Here is a 20,008-nt window from a genome sequence, read left to right as displayed (position 1 = left end):
CGGTCCCCCTTCGAGGCTCGCCGAAGACGGCGAGCACCTCAGGTGGCGGTCCGGGATGTGGCGTGCTGCGATCGACAACGGGCTCGAAATGTCCGCGCACACCGCATTGACTCCCGCCAAATTCGTTATAGTCTATAACTATTCTGCACAGGACGTAATAAGTGCTCACAGGAAACGCCTCCGCCGCGACGCTCGCGGACCCCTCGACTCTGGTGATCGACACCGTCGGCTCGGTGCTGACGGTCGGCCTCAACCGTGCCAAGAAACGCAATGCGCTGAACGACGGCCTGATGGCCGCGCTGAAGGATTGCTTCGACGATCTGCCGGCCGACATCCGCTCGGTGGTGATCCACGGCATCGGCGATCACTTCTCCGCCGGCCTCGATCTGTCGGAGCTGCGCGTGCGCGACGCCACCGAAGGGCTGGTGCATTCGCAGACCTGGCACCGGGTGTTCGACAAGATTCAATATTGCCGCGTGCCGGTGATCGCGGCGCTGAAGGGCGCGGTGATCGGCGGCGGGCTCGAACTGGCCTGCGCCGCGCATATCCGCGTCGCCGAGCCGTCGGCCTACTACGCACTGCCGGAAGGCAGCCGCGGCATTTTCGTCGGCGGCGGCGGATCGGTGCGCCTGCCGCGGCTGATCGGCGTGGCGCGGATGGCCGACATGATGCTGACCGGCCGGGTGTATTCGGCAACCGAAGGCGTCGTGCACGGTTTCTCGCAATATCTGTCGGAAGACAAAACCGCCTACGACAAGGCGCTCGAACTCGGCAATCGCGTCGCCCAGAATGCGCCGCTGACCAATTTCGCGGTGCTGCAGGCGCTGCCGATGATCGCCGAGGCCAATCCGCAGACCGGTCTGCTGATGGAATCGCTGATGGCGACGGTGGCGCAGAGCGACCAAGAGGCCAAGAACCGGATTCGCGACTTCCTCGATCACAAGACCGCAAAGGTTAAACCGACCTGAGATGGGCGCCATGACCAACCCGACTGCGCGCGCCGGCGACGTGGAGCACGGCGAGCCTCATCCGCTACGCGACATTTCGTTCGGCGACATCGGGATCGCCACCGAACGCCGCCCCGACGGCACGATCTATGTCCGTTCGACCACGACGCTCACCGACTATCCGGTGCGGATCACCGACCGGCTGCATCATTTCGCCGAAACCGCGCCCGACCGCGTGTTCATGGCGGAGCGCGACGGTTCGGGCGGCTGGCGCAAGATCACTTACGCCGGAATGCTCGGCGCAGCGCGCAAGATCGCGTCCGCGCTGCTGGCGCGCGGGCTGTCGGCCGAGCGGCCGGTGATGATCCTGTCGGGCAATTCGATCGACCACGCGCAAATGATGTTCGGCGCGCTGTATGCCGGTGTCGCGATGTGTCCGGTGTCGCCGCCTTACTCGCTGGTGTCGAAGGATTTCGGCAAGCTGCGCTACATCGTCGGCCTGCTCACGCCGGGGCTGATCTTCGCCGACGACGTCACCCCGTTCGCGCCGGCGATCCTCGCCACCGTGCCGAGCGATGTCGAGATCGCGGCGACGCGCGGCGCTGTCGAAGGCCGCCGCGTCACCTCGCTCGACGAGTTGCTGAATACGCCCGAGCATCCCGGGCTCGCCACGGCGCATGATGCGATCGGCCACGACACCATCGCCAAATTCCTTCTCACCTCGGGCTCGACCGGCAATCCCAAGGCGGTGATCAACACCCAGCGGATGATCTGCGCCAACCAGGTGATGATCCGCGAGGCGATGGCGTTCCTCAAGGACGAGCCGCCGGTGATCGTCGACTGGCTGCCGTGGAATCACACCTTCGGCGGCAACCACAATATCGGGCTGACGCTGTTCAACGGCGGCTCGATGTATATCGACGACGGCAAGCCGACGCCGGCCGGCATCGCGGCGACGATCCGCAACCTGCGCGAGATCGCGCCCACGGTGTATTTCAACGTCCCGAAAGGTTACGAATCGCTGCTGCCGGTGCTGCGCGAGGACGCGCAGTTGCGGAAGATGTTCTTCAGCCGGCTGCACGCGATGTTCTTCTCAGGGGCCAGTCTGGCCGCCCATGTCTGGAAAGGGCTCGACGAGGTGGGCGCGCAGGAGACCGGCGCGCGGGTGCCGATGCTGACCGGCCTCGGCGCCACCGAGACCGCGCCGTTCTTCATGTCGGTGACGCCGCAGACCTCACGTTCGGGGCATGTCGGCCTGCCGGTGCCGGGCAACGAGGCCAAGCTGGTGCCGAACAACGGCAAGCTGGAGGTCCGCGCCCGCGGACCCAACATCACGCCGGGCTACTGGCGCGCCCCCGAACTCACCGCCAAGGCGTTCGACGAGGAGGGCTTCTACAAGCTCAACGACGCGCTGAAGCCGGTCGATCCCAACGATCTCAGCGCCGGCTTCGATTTCGACGGTCGCATCTCCGAGGACTTCAAGCTCGCCTCGGGCACCTGGGTCAGTGTCGGGCCGCTGCGCGCGAAATTGATCGCCGCCTGCGCGCCGCTGGTGCGCGACGTGGTGATCGCGGGGCTGGATCGCGACACCGTGTCGGCCCTGGCGATCCTCGATGCCGACGGCTGCAAGCTGATCAACCCGACGCTGCAGCTCGACGATCTCGCCGGCATGGCGGCGGACGATCTGATCCGCGATGCGTTTCGCGAACGGCTCGGACGGCTGCTGTCGCAGGCGACCGGCTCGTCGAACCGCATCACCCGCGCTGTGCTGCTGGACGAGCCTTTGTCGATCGACAAGGGCGAGGTCACCGACAAGGGCTCGGTCAACCAGCGCGCCGTGCTGGAGCATCGCGCGGCGCTGATCGCCGACCTCTATGCCGAGCCGCCGCCGGCGCATGTGATCGCGGTGGGGTAGGGCGGACTGTATGGCCTCAGTGGTTGTCATTCCGGGGCGCGCGCAGCGCGAACCCGGAATCCATAACCCCTGCAGGGAGTATGGATTCCGGGCCCGCACCAAGAGGTGCGTCCCGGAATGACGAACGTAAAGTTTGCGTATGAATATTGAGCCGGGTGCCGATCACGATGTTCACCAACCGCCGCGATGTGCAGATCCAGTGGGGCGATTGCGACCCGGCGAACATCGTTTACTACCCGCGCTATTTCGCGATGTTCGACGATTCGACCTCGGCGCTGTTCGCCGCCGCCGGCTGCTCCAAGCGGGATCTGGTCCACGTCTACGGGCTGGTCGGCATTCCGATGGTCGACACCCGCGCCAAATTCTACATCCCGTCGACCTATGGCGACGTGATCACGATCGAAAGCCGGATCGAGAAAATCAATCGCTCGAGCTTCGAGGTGATTCATAAGGTCACCAAGGACGACGCGCTGGCGATCGAGGCGTTCGAAACGCGGGTGCTGGTCGGCCGCGATCCGGCCGATCCGTCCAAGCTGAAATCCGCGGCGGTGCCGGCGGAGATCGTCGAGAAATTCATGCGGGGCTGACTCGCCGCCCCGGATGCCGTAAAGTCGACGCGACAAGATCAGGCCGACAGGCCGGCTGCACAACAAGAGGGAGGAGAAGCACATGAACGGGTTCAAACTATCTGCTGCTGCGTTCGCCGTGGCGATCGCGCTGCCGGCGATGTCCGGCGCCGCGCTCGCCGAGACCAATGAAATCACCGTGGGCATCACCGTCACCACGACGGGCCCGGCCGCCGCGCTCGGCATTCCGGAGCGCAACGCGCTGGAATTCGTGGCCAAGGAAATCGGCGGTCACCCGATCAAGATGATCGTGCTCGACGACGGCGGCGACCCGACCGCGGCGACCACCAACGCGCGGCGTTTCGTCACGGAGTCGAAGGCCGACGTGATCATGGGTTCGTCGGTGACGCCGCCGACCGTGGCGGTCTCGAACGTCGCCAACGAGGCGCAGGTGCCGCATATCGCGCTGGCGCCGCTGCCGGTCACGCCGGAGCGGGCGAAGTGGTCCGTGGTGATGCCGCAGCCGATCCCGATCATGGGCAAGGTGCTCTACGAGCACATGAAGAAGAACAACATCAAGACCGTCGGCTACATCGGCTATTCCGACAGCTACGGCGATCTGTGGTTCAACGATCTCAAGAAGCAGGGCGAGGCGATGGGCCTCAAGATCGTCGCCGAGGAACGCTTCGCGCGCCCCGACACCTCGGTCGCGGGTCAGGTGCTGAAGCTCGTTGCCGCCAATCCCGACGCCATCCTGGTCGGGGCGTCCGGCACCGCCGCGGCGCTGCCGCAGACCGCGCTGCGCGAGCGCGGCTACAACGGGCTGATCTATCAGACCCACGGCGCCGCCTCGATGGACTTCATCCGCATCGCCGGCAAGTCCGCCGAGGGCGTGCTGATGGCGTCCGGCCCGGTGATGGATCCGGAAGGCCAGAACGACAGCGCGCTGACCAAGAAGCCCGGCCTCGAACTCAACACGGCCTATGAAACCAAGTACGGCCCGAACAGCCGCAGCCAGTTCGCCGGCCACTCCTTCGACGCCTTCAAGGTACTCGAGCGCGTGATTCCGGTGGCGCTGAAGACCGCCAAGCCCGGCACGCAGGAATTCCGCGAAGCGATCCGTAAGGCGCTGCTCACCGAAAAGGACATCGCGGCGAGCCAGGGCGTCTACAGCTTCACCGAGACGGATCGCTATGGTCTCGACGATCGTTCGCGCATCCTGCTGACGGTGAAGAACGGCAAATACGTCATCGTCAAGTAAGCGCAGTCGACGACAGCCGTCGACGACGCAGCAATCGAGCCGGCCTCCCTGCGGAGGCCGGCTTTTTCGTCACGCGATTGCGTCGTGCGATGGGGAGCGCCGGTGTTCCGGTGCGCGCCGCTGCCGGAATACGTTAGCGATGCGTTAAGCCTGACCGATCGAATTGCCGGAATTTAACCCGAGCCGCAACGACGGTCTGGTAAGTTTACGGGGCACGACAGAGTGCGTGCGCGCGGAATTGACCGCGCTTTCTTGACAGGGCGGGGACGGGGACCGGAGCGCGTGCGCGTGATCGGCGGCGTCTCTCTTGTGGTGAAGACATGACGAAGCAGATCGTCACGCATCGGGACGCGATCAACTATACCGCGGGGCGGATGGCGCTGGCGGGCGGGCTGACCGCGCTGGTGACGCTGCTCTTCCTTCTCTCCGATCTCGGCGCCGACGCCAAGGCTCTGGTGCCGGTCGGCGAGGTGCAACATGCATCCCTGATAGTCGCGGTCGGCGTATCGACCGTCCTGTCGGGGGCGCTGAGTTATCGCTCGGCGATCCTGATGCGGCAGTTGACGCTGACCCGCGCGGAACTGGCGCGGATCTCGCGCACCGATCCCTTGACCGGGCTGCTCAACCGGCGCGGCTTCGACGACGCGGCCGCGCCCTTGCTGGCGCAGGCCGCGGCGGCGGGGCAGCGCGTGGTCGCGCTGATGTGCGACATCGACCGCTTCAAGACGATCAACGACCGCTACGGGCACGACGCGGGGGATCGCGTACTCGCCCGGATCGGCACCATTCTGAGCGACTTCGCCGAAGCCAATGGTGCGGTGATCGCCCGCCACGGCGGCGAGGAATTCGCCGGCCTGATGGTCGGAGTCAGCGACGAGGAGGCCACCCGCTACGCGCAGGCCCTGTGCAAGCTGTGCTCGACCGACGTGGCAGGAAACGACGTCGCGGTGCCGGTGACCATGAGCTTCGGCCTCGCCACGCATCTGCCGGGCGGCGATCTCGCCGCGCTGATGCGCCGGGCGGATCAGGCGCTGTATCGCGCCAAGGATCTCGGCCGCAATTGCGTCGTGCAGATCGACGAGCTGGAAGCCGTGGCGGCCTGCTAGCGCAGCTCTGAATTTGATGGAACCATCGCCGTCATCCTGAGGTGCCCGCTGGGCCGCGCCATGCGCGGCCCAGCGGGCCTCGAAGGATGAGCCGCAAGCGCCTTGGCCGCATCCTTCGAGGCGCGCAAGAGCGCGCACCTCAGGATGACGAATCCGCACTCGAGAATGCCGCGTTGCGGTCTCAGGCCGGGTGCGAAAATCCGAGATAGCTCGCCACCACCTGCTCGTTCTGCGCGACGTCCGACGCCGGGCCGTCGAGCACGAATTCGCCGAGCTCCATCACATAGGCGCGGTCGGCGATCTGCAGCGCCGCCTTGGCGTTCTGCTCGACCAGCAGCACCGAGACGCCGGCTTCGCGCAACTCGCCGATGATGCGGAAGATGTCGGCGACGATGATCGGGGCGAGGCCGAGGCTCGGCTCGTCGAGCATCAGCAATTTCGGCGCCCCCATCAGCGCGCGGCCCATCGCCAGCATCTGCTGCTCGCCGCCCGACAGCGTGCCGGCGAGCTGCTTGCGTCGCTCCTTCAACCGCGGAAACAGGCCGTAGACGCGTTCCTGAGATCGGGCCGCGGTCGCCTTGGCGATGCGAAAGGCGCCGAGTTCGAGATTGTCCTCGACCGTCATGGTGGCGAACAGCTCGCGATGCTCCGGCACCAGCGACAGGCCGGCGGCGACGCGGTCCTCGATGTCGAGGCTGGCGATGTCGACACCGTCGAAGGTGACGCCACCCTTCAGCGGAAAAATCCCCATGGTGGCGTTGAGCAGCGTGGTCTTGCCGGCGCCGTTGGCGCCGATCACGGTGACGATCTCGCGCGCGCGGACTTCGAGCGTCACCGACCGCACCGCCTCGACTTTGCCATAAGACACGGAGACGTCGGACACCTGCAGCAACGCGCTCATGCCAGGGCTCCGAGATAGGCCTTGATGACTTCGGGATTGGTCTTGATCGCGTCGGGCGTGCCCTCGGCGATCCGCGTGCCGAAGTCCAGCACGACGATGCGGTCGGCGAGATCCATCACGAAGCCCATGTCGTGTTCGACCAGCAGCACCGACATGCCGCCGTCGCGCAACTGGCGCAGCAATGCGGCGAGGCGCTGTTTCTCCATGTGGCGCAGGCCCGCGGCGGGTTCGTCGAGTAGCAGCAGCATCGGATCGGCGCACAGCGCGCGCGCGATCTCGACGATGCGCTGCTGACCGAGCGACAGACTGCCTGCGAGCTGATCGATCTCGCCGCCGAGCCCGACGCGCTCGATCTGCCGGGTGGCTTCGGCGAGCAGCTTGGCCTCGTCGGCGCGGTCGAGCCGCAGCATGCTGGTCAGCGCGCCGGCATTGCCGCGCAGATGCGCGCCGATCGCGACGTTCTCCAGTACGGTCATGTCCGGCACCAGCTTGACGTGCTGGAAGGTGCGGGCGATGCCGAGCTGCACCACGTCCTGCGGCGGCGCGTTGTCGATCGGCTTGCCGTGCAGCTCGATCCTGCCGCCGGTGGTGGTGAGAATGCCGGTGATCAGGTTGAAGGTGGTCGACTTGCCGGCGCCGTTCGGTCCGATCAGCGCGACGATCTCGCGCGCATCGACCTCGAACGAGACGTCGTTGACCGCGACCACGCCGCCGAACTGCTTTCGCGCGCGTTCGACTTTGAGCAGCGGGCCGGTCGCGCCCGGCGTGCGTTCGCGGGGCGTGAGCGCGGCGCTGGCGTCCACCCGGGAGCGTCGGATCTTGATCGGGATCAGACTGCTCAGCCACGGCCAGACGCCACCGGGCGCGAGCTGCAGCAGCAACACCAGCAGGATGCCGAACACGATGATCTCGAGCTGACCCTGGCCGCCGAACAGCATCGGCAGATAGCCCTGCAGAACTTCTTTCAGGATGATCACGATCGCAGCGCCGAGCACGCCGCCCCAGACATAGCCGGCGCCGCCGACCACGGCGATGAACAGATACTCGATGCCGGCCTGCGGGCCGAACGGGGTCGGGTTCACGTTGCGCTGGAAGTGCGCGTAGAGCCAGCCGGACAGGCCGGCCAGCACCGCCGCATAGATGAACACCAGCAGCTTCGCCCGCGCGGTCTGCACGCCGAAGGCTTCCGCCGCAATGTGCCCGCGGCGCAGCGCGCGGATGGCGCGGCCGGTGCGGCTGTCGAGCAGGTTCATGGTCAGCACCGCGCTGATCAGTACCATGCCCCAGATCACGAAATAGATCGTCTCGGGATCGAACATTTGCAGCGATCCGATCGACAGCGGCGGCACTTGCGAGATGCCGTCATTGCGGCCGAGAAAATCCAGCTTGCTGAACAGGTAGTACAGCGAGATGCCCCAGGCGATGGTGCCGAGCGGCAGATAATGGCCGCTGAGCCGCACCGTCATCAGCCCGAGCAGCACCGCGGCCGTGCCGGCGACCAACAGCGAGAGCGGCAGCGTCAGCCACGGCGAGACGCCGTAGACCGTGGCCAGATAGGCGGTGGTGTAGGCGCCGAAGCCGCAGAACGCCGCCTGGCCGAACGAGGTGAGGCCGCCGACGCCGGTCAGCAGCACCAGGCCCATCGCCACCAGAGCGGCGAGGCCGATATTGTCCAAGAGCACGATCCAGAACGGCGGCATGCCAGGGATCAGCGGCAGCGCCGTCATCACGGCGGCGAACAGCAGAATGGGAAGCCAACGCGGCATCGCGCTCAATCCTTTTCTTCGTCGACCGCGGGGGCGGCGAGCGACCGCAGCACCAGCACCGGCAGGATCAGCGTGAAGACGATGACCTCCTTGTAGTTCGAGGCGTAGAACGAGGAGAAAGCCTCGACCACGCCGACCACGATCGCCGCGAAGGCGGTGAGCGGATAGCTGATCAGGCCGCCGATGATCGCAGCGACGAAGCCCTTGAGGCCGATCAGGAAGCCGGTGTCGTAATAGAGCGTGGTGATCGGGACGATCAGGATGCCGGAGATCGCGCCGATCACCGAGGCGAGCAGGAAGGCGAGCTGGCCGCTCAATGAGGTGCGGATGCCGACCAGGCGGGCGCCGAGCCGGTTCACCGCGGTGGCGCGCAGCGCCTTGCCGTAGCGAGTGTAGCCGAAGAACAGCCACAGCGCCGCCATCAGCGCGATGGTGATGGCGTAGACCGCGATGCTCTGGCCGGTGAAGCGCAACGGCCCGATCGTGACCGCGGCATCGGACAAAGGCGGGCCGCGCAAGCCCTCGGCGCCGAAGAACACCAGGCCGAAGCCCTGCAAGGCGAGGTGGACGCCGACCGAGGCGATCAGCAGCACCAGCACCGAGGTGTGCGCCAGCGGCTGGAACGCGATGCGGTACAGAAACAGCCCGATCGCCGCGACGATCAGCAGCGACAGCGCGATGTTGACCGCGACGCCGGGACGGGTGGCCGGCAGCAGCGTCGCCAGCGCGAGCACGACCGCGGGAAACACCAGATAGATCAGCGCGGCGCGAAACACCCTGGCGGCGCGTAATGATCTGCGCGTGCTGAACAATTCGAAGCCGAAGGCGACGATGCCCATCACCATCGCGAGCCCGGCGGTGCCCGGTACGCCGCCCGCCGACAGCGTCGCGTAAGTCAATGCGCCGAAGGTGATGAATTCGCCCTGCGGGATCAGGATCACCCGCGTCACCGCGAACACCAGCACCAGCGCCAGCCCGAGCAACGCGTAGATCGCACCGTTGGTGATGCCGTCCTGCAGCAGGAACAGCAGTATTGTCGTGTTCAAGCGGACGCTCCCCTCACGCGCGAGCGGCGGTCTCCGCCGCGCTCGCCAGCCAGCAGTTGAATTCTGCACGGGCTATTTGATATAGTTCATAACAATTATCGAGTATAAGCTCAAGGCCCGCGCGTGCCGGGCCGTTCGAAAACGCGAGAACCACGGGCCAGGCGATGACCGCTCCGAAATCCGCCGTCGCCAAGCCGCCCCGCGCCGCGCGCAAGGAGGCGCCCGCCGCGGCGGCTGCCGATCCCGGCGAACTGGCGATGGGCGAACTGTCGGAGCTGCTCGGCTACGCGCTGAAGCGGGCCCAGCTCCGGGTGTTCGAGGACTTCCTGCAATGCGTCGCGCCGGTGCAGCTCACCCCGGCGCAGTTCTCGGTGCTGCTGCTGCTCGACAACAATCCCGGCCGCAACCAGACCGAGATCGCCAATACGCTCGGCATCCTCCGGCCGAATTTCGTGGCGATGCTCGACGCGCTGGAAAGCCGCGGGCTGTGCCAGCGCACGCGATCGCCGAACGACCGCCGCTCGCACATCCTGATTCTGACCGACAAGGGCCGCGCCACGCTGGCGCGCGCCAAGAAACTGGTGGCGACCCGGCACGAGGAACGGCTCAGCGAACTTCTCGGCGACGACAATCGCGCCGCGTTGCTGGCGATGCTCGGCAAGATCGCGCGGGAATTCTGATCGCCGGCCGCCGCCGCTAAGGCAGCACTTCGCGACGCTCGGCGAGCCGCGCGTCGAGTTCGGCGCGCTTGTCCGACAGCAGGCCGCATTCGACCGCGTCGATCACGCTGAACAGCTCCTCGGCGTCGCTGAGCCGGGTCACGGTGACGTAGTCGGCGCCGGCCGCGTACAGCGCCGCGACGTCGGCCAGCAGATCCGCGGTGGCAACGATCTTCGCGGTCGGGTTGAGCACGCGGACGTGGCGTACCAGGCGTTCGTTGTTGGCGCCTTTCAGCAGCGAGTCCGGCACGCTGAGGATGATCATCTCGGCCTTGCCGACGCCGGCGTGCAACAGCGTGTCGACATTGCTGATGTCGCCATAGACGACGTGCATGCCGCGATCGGTGAGGGTGCGATACACCATCGGGTTGAAATCGATCACGCTGATCTGCTTCAATAGCTCGGGATTCTGCCGCTCGATCTCGCTGATCAGCGCGCTGGCGGCGCGGAAGAAGCCGAGAATCACGATCCGCCGCACCGCGCCGTGGCCGGCGGCGTCGTCGGCGTCCTCGGCCTTGTGGTCGAGATCGCGCAGGCCGATCGCCTTCAGCATCCGGATCGCCGCACGCGTGATCTGATCGCTGCGCACCATCACGAAGGTCGACAGCACCGCCAGCAGCACGAAGGCGAACGACGCCGCGCTCGCGGTTTCGGTGCGGATGTGGCCGGCGACGATTCCGGTCTGGATCACCACCAGCGAGAATTCGCTGATCTGCGCCAGATTCAGCGCCGGCAGCAGGCTGGCGCGCAGCCCCTGTCGCATCAGATACAGCGGCACGAAGGTGGTGACGACGCGGCTGACCACGGTGAAGGCGGCGATCGCCAGCGCCAGCATGATCACCGACCCGTTCGGGACCGGGATCGTCATGCCGACGGCGACGAAGAACAGCGTGATGAAGAAGTCCCGCAGCGTCGTCACCTTGGCGGTGACGTCGAGCGCATAGGGGAAGGTCGACAGCGACACGCCGGCGACCAGCGAGCCCATCTCGCGCGACAGATGCAGCCGCTCGGCGATCTCGCCGATCAGGAAGCACCACGCCAGCGCGCCGAGCAGCACCAGTTCGGGGGTGCGCGCGATGCGGTGGAACAGCCAGGGCAGCACGTAGCGGCTGAGCACGATCGCGGTCGCGACCAGCGCCGCGACGCGGCCGATCGACAGCAGCAGCACGCTGATCTGCAACTCGGCGAGGCTGGGTTGCACCGCGAGGAACAGGATCGCGAAGATGTCCTGCAGCACCAGCACGCCGAGCGTGAGGCGGCCGGGCAGGGTGTCGAGTTCGCGCTTCTCGTACAGCACCTTGACGATGATGACGGTGGAGGACAGCGCGCAGGCGACGGTGAGGTACAGGGCATCGAACCGGCCGCCGCCGAACGACAGGCCGATGGCGAGGAAGAAGGCGAAGCCGAGCAGGCAGCCGCCGATCAACTGCCCGCCGGCGGCCACCAGAATCACGCTGCCGGCGCGCACGACCTTCTTCAGGTCGATCTCCAGCCCGATCATGAACAGCATGAAGATCAGGCCGAGCTCGGAAATCACCGAGATCGATTCTTGCGACTGCACCAGCCCGAGGCCGAACGGTCCGATCGCGAAGCCGGCGACAAGATAGGCGAGGATCAGCGGCTGACGGAAAAAATGCGCCGACAGACCGAGCATCCAGGCGAACAGGATGCACAGCGTGATGTCGCGAATCAGTTCGTGCATGCCCTCAGCCGCCGTTGAATCTGCCGGGCGGACATTAAAGGTAATGTCATGCATCCGAAAGACATAAGTCGCCCGTTGCCGATCGGCCGGCCCCCTCGGGGACCGAACGGTCGAGGGGGGCGTCGTGTTGGTGAGGCACTGGCCGCCGATCCGTGGGGCTGGACGGGGAGCGGGCCGATGGCGCGGCGAGCGGGCGGGGCGGCGGTCGCCCGGCCGGTGGCGGCCGCGCTGCGGGAAAAAACGGGTAGCTCTGCACCGTTGACGCTTCTCATTGCCCGCCGCCGCCTCTAGTTTGCCGCCGCTGGCAAGGAATGGTGGGACGGCGCGTGCAGAAAGACCGAGACGACAACGACAAGCTGCGATCGCGCAGCGTGCTGACCGGCTGCCTGATCGCGTTGCTGCTGCTCGCGCTGCCGGTGGCGGTTTGGCTCGACCTCACCCATCTCGCGGACGCGGCGCTGCGGCGGCAGGCCAACGACCTCAATTCGGTGATCACCAGCGTGCGCGGCTACTACGCCAGCAACGTCGTCGGCCGCGTTCTCGCGCATCCCGACAACGTCCAGGTGGTGCATGATTATGAGAGCACGCCCGGCGCCATTCCGATCCCGGCGACGCTGTCCCTCGAACTCGGCAAGGTGATCGGCGCGCAGCAGAGCAACATCACCTATCGGTTCGTTTCCGACTATCCGTTCGCCAATCGCGCGCCGCACCAGCTCGACGGCTTCGAGCGCGAGGCGCTGGCGACGCTGCGCAGGGATGCGTCCGAGAACGTCGTCGCCGGCACCACGGGGCTGCTCAGCGACAGCGTGCGGCTGGTGGCGCCGGTGGTGATGGGGCAGGCCTGCGTCGCCTGCCACAACACGCACCCGGAGAGTCCAAAGCGCGACTGGAAGGTCGGCGACGTCCGCGGCATCCAGGAGGTGATGATCACCCAGCCGATTGCCGCCAATCTGTTCTCGTTCAAATTCCTGCTGGCCTATCTGGTGCTCGCGGCGGTGTCGGGCGTGTCGTTCGTCGCGATGCAGCGCCGGCAGGCGCTGAAGATCGTGGCGATGAACAAGGAACTGGAGACCAACAACGACTTCCTCGCCTCGCTGTCGATGAAGATCTCGCGCTATATCCCGCCGCAGATCTACAAGAGCATCTTCTCCGGCCAGAAGGACGTCGTCATCCACACCGAACGCAAGAAGCTGACGATCTTCTTCTCGGACATCCAGAACTTCACCGCGACCACCGAGCGGCTGCAGCCCGAGCTGATCACCCAATTGCTCAACGAGTACTTCACCGAAATGTCGGAGATCGCGCATCGTTACGGCGGCACGATCGATAAATTCATCGGTGACGCGATGCTGATCTTCTTCGGCGACCCGGACACCAAAGGCGACCGCGCCGACGCGCAGGCCTGCCTGCGGATGGCCTGGGCGATGCAGCGGCGCCTGGCCGAGCTCAACGGCAAATGGCGCGCCGCCGGGATCGAACAGCCGTTCCGCGCGCGGATCGGGATCAATTCCGGCTATTGCAATGTCGGCAATTTCGGCAGCGCGGACCGGATGGACTACACCATCATCGGCGCCGAGGCGAACCTCGCGGCGCGGCTGCAGGCGATCGCCGAGCCCGGCGGCATCGTCATCAGCTACGAGACCTACGCGCTGGTCAGCGACATCATCGCCGCGCACACGCTGCCGTCGATCACCATGAAGGGCATCAGCCGCGAAGTGGTGCCCTATGCGGTCGATCATCTGCGCGACGGCAGCGAGGCGTCCGACGTGGTGATCGAAAAGCTGCCGGGCCTGGAGTTCTATCTCGACGCCGCCGCGATGAATCCCGCCGACAGCGACAAAGTCCGCGCCGTGCTGGAGCAGGCGCTGGCGTCGCTGGAACGGAGGGAAGAGAAGGCGGCGGAGTAGGTGCGTTTTCGTCCTGGTAGGTCTTGGGGCGATCGAAGGAGATGGATGCGGGTCAAGCCCGCGCATGACGCAGCGTTGCGGTAATTGGCCCTTCAACCGTCATTGCGAGGAGCGAAGCGACGAAGCAATCCAGGGGCTCGGTGCGCGGAGCCTCTGGATTGCTTCGCTTGCGCTCGCAATGACGGGGAGGGGCCGACTACACCAGGATCACCCGGATATCGTTGACGTTGGTCAGCGTCGGGCCGGTGACGAGCAGGTCGCCGGTCTGGTCGAAGAAGCCGGTAGCGTCGTTGTTCGCCAGATAGGCGGTAGGGTCGAGATCGCGCTCGTCGATCTTCGCGAAGGTGCGGGCGTCGATCAGCGCGCCGGCGGGGTCGGTGGCGTGGCCGGCGCCGCCGTCGGCGCCGTCGGTGTCGGCGGCGAGGGCTGCGATGTCCGGCAGGTCGCGCAGGTGCTGCGCCAGCGCCAGCGCATATTCCTGGTTGGGGCCGCCGCGGCCGTTGCCGCGCACGGTGACGGTGAGTTCGCCGCCGGAGATGATCGCGAGCCGCCTGCCGGCCGCACGGGCCTCGCGCGCGAGCCGGGCGTGGGCGGCAGCCACGTCGCGGGCTTCGCCTTCGAGATCGGCGCCGAGATCGGCGATCGCATAGCCGGAATCGCGCGCCAGCTTGATCGCGGCGTCCAGCGATTGCCGCGGCCGCGCGATGATGGCGAAGCGGGCGCGGGCGAAAGCGGCGTCGCCCGGCTTGCAGCTTTCGTTGCGTGGATCATTCAGCGCGGCATGGACTGCGTCGTCGATGTCGAGCTTGTAGCGCGCCACCAGTGCGCGGGCGTCGTCCAGCGTCGTCGGATCGGGCACGGTCGGCCCGGACGCTATCGCCGATGCCTCGTCGCGCGGCACGTCGGAAATCGCCAGCGTCACGATTTCGGCGGCGCTGCTGCCGGCGCAAGCGAGGCGGCCGCCCTTGATCCGCGACAGATGCTTGCGGACGGTGTTGACCTCGCCGATCGGCGCGCCGGAGCGCAGCAGCGCGCGCGTGGTGGCCTGCTTTTGCGCGAGCGTGATGCCGTCGGCCGGCAGGATCCAGTTCGCCGAGCCGCCGCCCGACAGCAGCACCAGCAGCAGATCGTCGGCGGTCGCGGTGGCGGCGAGCTTCAGGCTCGCTTCGGCACCGCGCAGCCCTTCGGCGTCGGGCATCGGGTGCCCGGCCTCGATCACGTCGATGGCGCGGGTCGCCACGCGATGGCCGTGGCGGGTGGTGGCGATGCCGATCAGACGTGAGGGCGCGAGCCCGAGCGTGTCGAGATAATGCCGCTCCGCGGCGGCGGCCATCGCGGCGGCACCCTTGCCGGCGGCGAGGCAGATGATCCGGCCGCGCGGCAGCGGCGGCAGATGCGCGGCGAGAATGCTGTCCGGATGCGCGGCCGCGACGGCGGCGTCGAACAGCGCGCGGAGCAGGGGACGTTGGTCGGTCATGCTGCCGTTGTCGCAGGCCGGCCGGGACGCGGCAAGGGCTGGGCGAGAGACGGTGCGCCTGCAAACCCTCTCCCTTTGTGGGAGAGGGTGCCGTCGCGACAGCGACGGCGGGTGAGGGGCGCGACGAGGTGGGCTTTTCGTCGTGCGCACGCGGTGCCGCGCCGCCCCCTCATCCGACGCGGACTGCGTCGGCGCCACCTTCTCCCACAAGGGGAGAAGGAAGAAAGAAAAAGCCCCCCGCCGCGGCGGAGGGCTCGATGTCTAAACGTTGGAGGCTGAACTAGCCGCCGGTCGGCGCGGCGACTTCGCCCTCGATCACGTCGCCGAACAGCTTCCAGTTCTCGCCCTGGAACTTCATCAGCTGCAGCTGTTCGATCGGCGCGAAGTCGGTCGCGCTGGTGTTGAGCTTGATGCCCGGCAGCAGGCCGCCGAGCTGGACGTCCTTGAGGTTGGCCGCCTGCTTCATGACGTTCTCGCGGGACAGATCGTCGCCGCATTGCTTGATCAGCACCGCGACCGTCTCGGCGATGTTGTAGCCGGTCATGAACGATGAGTCAGCGCGGCTGGCCTGCGGCGCATACTTCTCCATGAACTCGTAATACGCCTTCATGCCGGGGTCGTTTTCCCACTGCTTGTCGGTGGCGTCCTTGGCGTAGGAGGCGGAGACGATGCCCTGGGCGTTCTCGAAGCCGGCGGGCTTCATCACGCTGCCGGTCGAGGCCGAGACGTTCGGCACGATCATCATCGGCTTCCACGCCAGTTCGGCGACCTTCTTGATGGTCTGCGCCGCGAATTTCGGCGTGGCGAAGATCACCAGCACGTCGGGATTGGCGGCCTTGATTTTGACGATGTGGGAATCGACGGTCGGCTCGGTCAGCTCGTAGCTGTCCTCGATCACCACCTGCGAAGCCTTGGCGCCGAGGCCGTCCTTGAGGCCCTTGAGATAGTCCTTGCCGAAATCGTCGCCCTGATACAGCACGGCGATCTTGGCGTCCGGCTTCTCCTTCATCAGATACTTGGCGTAGATCCGGCCTTCGCTCTGGTAGCTCGGCAGCCAGCCCATCGTCCACGGAAAGTGCTTCGGATCGTTCCACTTGGTGGCGCCCGACGCCAGGAACAGATGCGGCACTTTCTTGGCGTTGAGATATTTCTGGATCGCGGTGTTGGACGGCGTGCCGAGCGGGCTGAACATGAACAGCACCTCGTCGCTCTCGACCAGCTTACGGGTCTGCTCGACCGATTTCGGCGGCGAATAGGCGTCGTCGTTGGAGATGTAGACGATCTTGCGGCCGTTGATGCCGCCCTTGTCGTTGATCATCTTGAAATAGGCTTCTTGCGCCTTGCCGACGCTGCCATAGGCCGACGCCGGGCCCGAGTAAGGCACGATGTTGCCGATCTTGACTTCGGTGTCGCTGGCGCCGGGGCCATATTTCTTCTGCGCCATCGCCTGTCCGGCGGCTGCGGACAGCAGGGCGGCGGCCGCCAGGGTGGCGATCGAACGGGAGAGGGCCGACATCTGGATTCCTCGTTGGTTGTTGTTGGTCTTGCTGCAGGCGCTGCTCTGCAGTGCAGCAGTGCGGGAATGGGTTAGCCGGTTCGCGGGCGTTGCTCAACCCGCAGAGGTTGCGACGGTTACCGAAATTCTCGCGCGTTCCGTCGAATGGAAAGTGTCACCCGCGTGTTGCATACGGCCTGAGCAATTGAGCAGGATATGCGCGGCGCGCGCGACGGCGCTCACTCTCCCCGAAGGGCTCGGCGGGGGAGCGCGCCGTGCAGCTCCGCCGCGCGCGCTTCTTGCCTCGCAACTTCTTGGCCTCGCAACTTATTAGTTCGTCATCCTGAGGCGCCGTCGCGCAGCGACGGCCTCGAAGGATGGGCCGCTTGCACTTGACTCTGTCATCCTTCGAGGCTCGCTACGCTCGCATCTCAGGATGACGGTCTGTGATTGCATCAAAATCCAAACCCCTGTTGCTGCGTCTTCGGCTTGAAGCGTTCGGCCAACCGCGCGCCGTCGAGCTGGCGGCACCCGCAGCAGATCCTCGCGGCTGTCGCGTTGCTCCGTCCCGCTAGAGGCGCAGGAGGCGTCGTATTTCGCCGCATCGGCCCGAATGGCCAGCTTGCGCTGCACGTCCATGCTTGGAATCTCCTTGATTCAACTGCTGAAAAAAATTGCTCGCCGGACTCGGGATGATCCCGATTGACTCCTTCCCGGGGCAGGGATTTATTAGAACATATCATGAACAAATGAGCCGGCAACGGGTTCATCGACTCTCGTTACGGCAACCCAGGAAAAGGAGCGGCGCATGACCGGCGCCCGCCTCGATACACTCGCGCGCCTGCAGGGCGCCATCGATCGGCTGGAAAGCGGGACGACCGAACTCGTCCGGCGCGTGCCGCTCGGCCACGCCGACGCCGATGCCACGCTGCAAGGCGGTTTGGCGCTGGGCGCGCTGCATGAAGTGTTCTGCGATGGCCGCCACGGCGCGGCGGCGACGGGATTCGTCGCGGGGCTGGCGCGGCGGTTGGCCGAGCAGCGTTTCCTGCTGTGGATCCGGTCGGATTTTTCCGCGCGTGAAAACGGCGAACTGGCAATGGAGGGTTTCGCCGAACTCGGGCTCGATCCGCGCCGCCTGGTGGTGGTGCGCGCGCACGACGCCGAGAGCGCGCTGCGCGCGTCGGCCGATGCGCTCGCCTGCAACGGGCTCGGCGCGGTGGTGACCGAATTGTGGGGCGAGATCCGCGCCTTCGATCTGGTCGCCTCGCGCAAGCTGACGCTGGCCGCGATGCAGTCCGGCGTCACCGCGCTGATGCTGCGGATCTCCGCGATGCCGCAGGCCTCGACCGCAGAGACGCGCTGGGTGGTGCGCGCGGCGCATTCGCCGCCGATCGAGGGGTGGGGCGCGCCGGTGCTCGAGACCTCGCTCATCCGCAATCGTCACGGCCAGACCGGCCGCTGGATCATGGAATGGAATTGTGATGTGTGCCGCTTCCGTGAACCGCAGACGCATCCTCGGCCTCTGGCTGCCGCGGTTGCCGACCGATCGCATCGAACGGAAATCGCCGGGCCCGAGCGTCGGCTCGCCGGGTGAATCGTCGCGTCCGCCGCGCGTGGTCGCCGCCAAGCGCGACAATGCACTGGTCGTCGTCGCCTGCGATGCATGCGCGACGCAGGGCGGGTTGATGCCGGGGATGCCGCTCGCCACCGCGCGGGCGATGCATCCGTCGCTCGACGTGATCGATCACGATCCGCATGCCGACGCCGCGCTGCTCGCGTCTGTCGCCGACTGGTGCGACCGCTTCACGCCGCTGGTGGCGTTCGACGGCGCCGACGGATTGCTGCTCGACATCACCGGCTGCGCGCATCTGTTCGGCGACGAGGCCGAACTGCTGCGCATGCTCACCACTGCGCTGACGCGGCAGGGCTTTGCGGTGAGCGCGGCGATCGCCGGCACCGCGGTGGCGGCGCGGGCACTGACCCGCGGCGCGCCGGGCAGGATCGTGGCGCCGGGCGAGGAAGCCGCGGCGGTCGCGCCGTTGCCGGTGGCGGCGCTCGGCGTCAGCGAGGCGATCGTGCGCGGCCTTTGCCGCGCCGGCCTCACCACCATCGGCGATGTGCTGGCGCGGCAGCCGTCCGAACTCGCGGCGCGGTTCGGCGAAGCCTTCATCGCGGTGCTGCGTCAGGCGACCGGCGAGGACGACGCGCCGATTTCGCCGCGCAAGCCGGCGCCGGACTATGTCGTGGACAAGCGCTTTGCCGAGCCGGTCGCCACCACCGAGGTGATCCTGCCGACGCTGCTGGCGCTGGCGCGGCTGCTGATCGCCGCGATGGAACGCAGCGGCAAGGGCGCGCGGCAGCTCACCGCCTCGTTCTTCCGCAGCGATGGGGCGGTGCGCAGCCTTGTGGTGGAGGCCGGACAGCCGGTGACGCGGGTCGAGGTGGTGCAGCGGCTGTTTGCGGAGCGGCTCGATGCGCTGGCGGACCCGCTCGATCCCGGCTTCGGCTACGACCTGATCCGCCTCGCCGCGAGCCGGTGCGTTGCCATCGCCGAGGCGCAGCGCGGCTTCGACACCACCGCGCACCAGGCCGAAGACGTCGCTCTGCTGGCCGACACGCTGTCGGCGCGGCTCGGGGCGCGGCGCGTGGTGCGCTATCTGCCGCAGAACACGCACATCCCCGAGCGTGCGGCGCTCGCCGTGCCGGTGCAGCATTGCCCGCCGGACGCGGACGATGCGCCGTGGCCGGCGCGCGCCGACGAGCCGCCGCTGCGGCCGCTGCGCCTGCTGCAGCCGCCGGAGCCGATCGAGGTGCTGGCCGGCGTGCCGGACGGGCCGCCGGCGCAATTCACCTGGCGCCGCGTTCTCCACCGCGTCGCCCGCGCCGAAGGCCCGGAGCGGATCGCGATGGAGTGGTGGCGCGCCGCCGAGCCCGGCCTGACCCGCGATTACTTCCGCATCGAGGACGAATCCGGCACGCGGTTCTGGCTGTATCGCGACGGCCTGTATGGCCGCGAGGTGATGCCGCAGCCGGACGGCGGCGGCCAGCCGCGCTGGTACATGCACGGCCTGTTCGCGTGAGGGACAGGCGAGTGTGTGTACAGCCTCTCCCCGTCATTGCGAGGAGGCGAAGCCGACGAAGCAATCCAGGGGCTCAGTGCACGGAGCTTCTGGATTGCTTCGCTTCGCTCGCAATGACGG

At 67.0% G+C, this 20,008-nt stretch carries 15 protein-coding genes; 9 read left to right on the top strand and 6 right to left on the bottom strand.

Going from position 1 to position 20,008, the window contains the following annotated elements; all coding sequences use genetic code 11:
- Window positions 1-161: 161 nt before the first annotated feature.
- From RPB_RS18055 to RPB_RS18035, 5 genes are all read left to right on the top strand, one after another.
- Window positions 162-968, top strand: a complete 807-nt coding sequence (locus RPB_RS18055; protein WP_011442457.1) for a crotonase/enoyl-CoA hydratase family protein — start codon at window positions 162-164, stop codon at window positions 966-968.
- A 1-nt stretch (window position 969) separates the two neighbouring features.
- Complete coding sequence (locus RPB_RS18050) at window positions 970-2,862, top strand: feruloyl-CoA synthase (protein WP_011442456.1); 1,893 nt, start codon at window positions 970-972, stop codon at window positions 2,860-2,862.
- 167 nt (window positions 2,863-3,029) lie between these two features.
- Window positions 3,030-3,449, top strand: coding sequence for an acyl-CoA thioesterase (locus RPB_RS18045; RefSeq protein ID WP_011442455.1), 420 nt, complete (start codon window positions 3,030-3,032; stop codon window positions 3,447-3,449).
- Between the two features lie 82 nt (window positions 3,450-3,531).
- The gene (locus RPB_RS18040; RefSeq protein WP_011442454.1) at window positions 3,532-4,689 is read left to right on the top strand and encodes an ABC transporter substrate-binding protein; all 1,158 of its coding nucleotides are present in this window, start codon (window positions 3,532-3,534) and stop codon (window positions 4,687-4,689) included.
- Between the two features lie 320 nt (window positions 4,690-5,009).
- Window positions 5,010-5,795 carry a GGDEF domain-containing protein gene (locus tag RPB_RS18035; protein ID WP_011442453.1) on the top strand — a complete coding sequence of 262 codons (786 nt, stop codon included), beginning with the start codon at window positions 5,010-5,012 and terminating at the stop codon, window positions 5,793-5,795.
- A 181-nt stretch (window positions 5,796-5,976) separates the two neighbouring features.
- On the opposite strand, the gene RPB_RS18030 is transcribed toward RPB_RS18035, so the two are convergent.
- The 3 genes from RPB_RS18030 to RPB_RS18020 are packed head-to-tail and all read right to left on the bottom strand — an operon-like array spanning window position 5,977 to window position 9,508.
- The gene (locus RPB_RS18030; RefSeq protein ID WP_011442452.1) at window positions 5,977-6,696 is read right to left on the bottom strand and encodes an ABC transporter ATP-binding protein; all 720 of its coding nucleotides are present in this window, start codon (window positions 6,694-6,696) and stop codon (window positions 5,977-5,979) included.
- Entirely contained in the window at window positions 6,693-8,462 is a 1,770-nt protein-coding gene (locus tag RPB_RS18025) for a branched-chain amino acid ABC transporter ATP-binding protein/permease (protein WP_011442451.1), read from the bottom strand. Before RPB_RS18025 ends, RPB_RS18030 begins: the two co-directional genes overlap by 4 nt.
- A gap of 5 nt (window positions 8,463-8,467) precedes the next feature.
- Entirely contained in the window at window positions 8,468-9,508 is a 1,041-nt protein-coding gene (locus RPB_RS18020) for a branched-chain amino acid ABC transporter permease (protein WP_011442450.1), read from the bottom strand.
- Between the two features lie 164 nt (window positions 9,509-9,672).
- Here RPB_RS18020 and RPB_RS18015 point away from each other — a divergent pair, with 164 nt between their 5' ends.
- Entirely contained in the window at window positions 9,673-10,188 is a 516-nt protein-coding gene (locus tag RPB_RS18015) for a MarR family winged helix-turn-helix transcriptional regulator (RefSeq protein WP_011442449.1), read from the top strand.
- Window positions 10,189-10,204: 16 nt separating this feature from the next.
- Here the strand turns inward: RPB_RS18015 and RPB_RS18010 are convergent, their stop codons facing one another.
- On the bottom strand, window positions 10,205-11,929 hold the full coding sequence (locus tag RPB_RS18010) for a cation:proton antiporter (protein ID WP_041798332.1): 1,725 nt from the start codon (window positions 11,927-11,929) through the stop codon (window positions 10,205-10,207).
- 326 nt (window positions 11,930-12,255) lie between these two features.
- On the opposite strand from RPB_RS18010, the gene RPB_RS18005 reads away from it, so the two are divergent.
- Window positions 12,256-13,836 (top strand): adenylate/guanylate cyclase domain-containing protein, encoded by a 1,581-nt coding sequence (locus tag RPB_RS18005; RefSeq protein WP_011442447.1) that lies wholly within the window; start codon window positions 12,256-12,258, stop codon window positions 13,834-13,836.
- 196 nt (window positions 13,837-14,032) lie between these two features.
- Here the strand turns inward: RPB_RS18005 and RPB_RS18000 are convergent, their stop codons facing one another.
- The gene (locus RPB_RS18000; protein WP_011442446.1) at window positions 14,033-15,313 is read right to left on the bottom strand and encodes a glycerate kinase type-2 family protein; all 1,281 of its coding nucleotides are present in this window, start codon (window positions 15,311-15,313) and stop codon (window positions 14,033-14,035) included.
- A gap of 280 nt (window positions 15,314-15,593) precedes the next feature.
- Window positions 15,594-16,829, bottom strand: coding sequence for an ABC transporter substrate-binding protein (locus RPB_RS17995; protein WP_011442445.1), 1,236 nt, complete (start codon window positions 16,827-16,829; stop codon window positions 15,594-15,596).
- Window positions 16,830-17,616: 787 nt separating this feature from the next.
- Between RPB_RS17995 and RPB_RS17990 the strand changes: the two genes are divergently transcribed.
- Both RPB_RS17990 and RPB_RS17985 read left to right on the top strand, forming a co-directional pair.
- Window positions 17,617-18,402 (top strand): ImuA family protein, encoded by a 786-nt coding sequence (locus tag RPB_RS17990; RefSeq protein ID WP_011442444.1) that lies wholly within the window; start codon window positions 17,617-17,619, stop codon window positions 18,400-18,402.
- A complete protein-coding gene (locus RPB_RS17985) occupies window positions 18,290-19,888 on the top strand; it encodes a Y-family DNA polymerase (RefSeq protein WP_041798329.1) in 1,599 nt (532 codons plus the stop codon). The genes RPB_RS17990 and RPB_RS17985 overlap by 113 nt, the downstream gene beginning before the upstream one ends.
- Window positions 19,889-20,008: the final 120 nt, after the last annotated feature.

The organism is Rhodopseudomonas palustris HaA2 (assembly GCF_000013365.1).
GTDB lineage: Bacteria > Pseudomonadota > Alphaproteobacteria > Rhizobiales > Xanthobacteraceae > Rhodopseudomonas > Rhodopseudomonas palustris_J.
Note: the sequence above shows the minus strand (reverse complement) of the source record. Positions and strands in the feature narration are given on the sequence as shown.